This window comes from Maribacter sp. 4G9, from assembly GCF_002742265.1.
In the GTDB taxonomy this organism is placed as follows: domain Bacteria; phylum Bacteroidota; class Bacteroidia; order Flavobacteriales; family Flavobacteriaceae; genus Maribacter.
The window spans coordinates 1-1,345 of sequence record NZ_MDGL01000137.1 but is presented as its reverse complement, the minus strand read 5'-3'; the positions used below and the strand labels follow the sequence as shown (position 1 = coordinate 1,345).

Annotated in this window: 2 protein-coding genes; one reads left to right on the top strand and one right to left on the bottom strand. The window is 38.4% G+C overall.

Annotated elements, in window-relative coordinates:
• Positions 1–287: 287 nt before the first annotated feature.
• A complete protein-coding gene (locus BFP75_RS21885; RefSeq protein WP_165776517.1) occupies positions 288–446 on the bottom strand; it encodes a hypothetical protein in 159 nt (52 codons plus the stop codon).
• Positions 447–583: 137 nt separating this feature from the next.
• On the opposite strand from BFP75_RS21885, the gene BFP75_RS13605 reads away from it, so the two are divergent.
• Positions 584–1,156: a hypothetical protein gene (locus BFP75_RS13605; protein ID WP_099545925.1), complete on the top strand. Its 573-nt coding sequence runs from the start codon at positions 584–586 to the stop codon at positions 1,154–1,156.
• The last annotated feature ends 189 nt before the right edge of the window (positions 1,157–1,345 follow it).

The window sequence follows — 1,345 nt, the reverse complement described above, 5'->3', positions numbered from 1 at the left end:
AGAAATTCGTCTGCGGTACCCGGTCACTTAATTGGAAATTATTGAAAAGCTTCTCTTGATAATCCTTTTTACCCTGCATACCTAAAGTTACGATCCTTTTACGGATCGGCAAGATCGAAATGCCCCTTTTTTTATAACTTGTGCAACAGGCACAATGGCTATAAGTAATTGCTTGTTCTCGCCTACTTTGGAAATTCCTGCGGAATTTCCAACTTGGTGTTTACTTGCCAAGTTAAGTGCTAAACCACGCAACTACTCATAGCCGAGACCGATGATGTACAATTCACCTAAAGGTGAACCCAAGTCGCTACATTGTCGCCAAAGGCTCCAATTCCCGCCCCTTGGGATTTGTACATCATCGCAGGGCCATGCCAGTTTGCATAATCCGTAGGATGAGGGACCATCCAACCTATCACCTTTAGGCGCCATCGAGGAAAACTGTACATATCAACGGCTATATGCAACCTGGCCACGTTCAACACGTATTTGTAAATTTATCCCAACAAGTTGCGTAAATTTAAAACCCGTAACGTGGCTTCACATAGCCCTGCGTTGTAGCACATTAACACCAACCAGCATACGAATGAACAAAATCATAGTTTTTTTATACTTTTTAGCAATCGGATTGATTTCTTGTAAAAACTCTGAAAAGACAATTGATAAGATTGAAATTGCTGAAAAATTTTTCGTGGCACTTGACGAATCTAATAGTTCTGAAATGAAAGACTTGTTAAACGACAGTCTGATAACTACGATACCGAAATATAAATATGAAGTAAGATATTCTAAAAATGATTATGTGGAAAATTGGTTAAAATGGGATTCTGTTTTTAAACCAAATTATAAAGTTCTTGAAATGAATTTGGAAAACGGAATTGTCAAAGCAAAGGTTTCAAAAGTTGACAATAGAATTCTTTTCTTTATGCATAAGCCTTTTTTGACCAATGAGGTTCTGAAGTTTGAAAATGACAAAATCATCGCAATAGAAACGGAGTATTTGAATTTTGACGATGAGACTTGGGGAAAAAATAGAAGCAAACTTTTGAGCTGGATTTCGGAAAATCACCCTGAATTGAACGGTTTTATTGATGACCAAACTGAGGGTGGCGGAAAGAAATTTTTAAAAGCACTTGAACTATATAAAAACAAAAAATAACGTGCTACAACACAGGTAACCGTTGCACAAGATATTAATCCGTGAAAAAATGGATCCGTACAAGCCTCTTTACGGGGCTTTTTTTGGTCCGCCTTAGATTGGCAGCGCTAATCTTGGATGCCTTACAAAAGCACCGAACAACGGTTCAAGGGCACTTTTGGCCCATCTTGCCAAAGCTGGTGTCATTAC

Bases quoted from the DNA above. Each gene is read 5' to 3' on its own strand.
- BFP75_RS21885 (WP_165776517.1), bottom strand. From the start codon at position 446: ATGTACAGTTTTCCTCGATGGCGCCTAAAGGTGATAGGTTGGATGGTC.
- BFP75_RS13605 (WP_099545925.1), top strand. From the start codon at position 584: ATGAACAAAATCATAGTTTTTTTATACTTTTTAGCAATCGGATTGATT.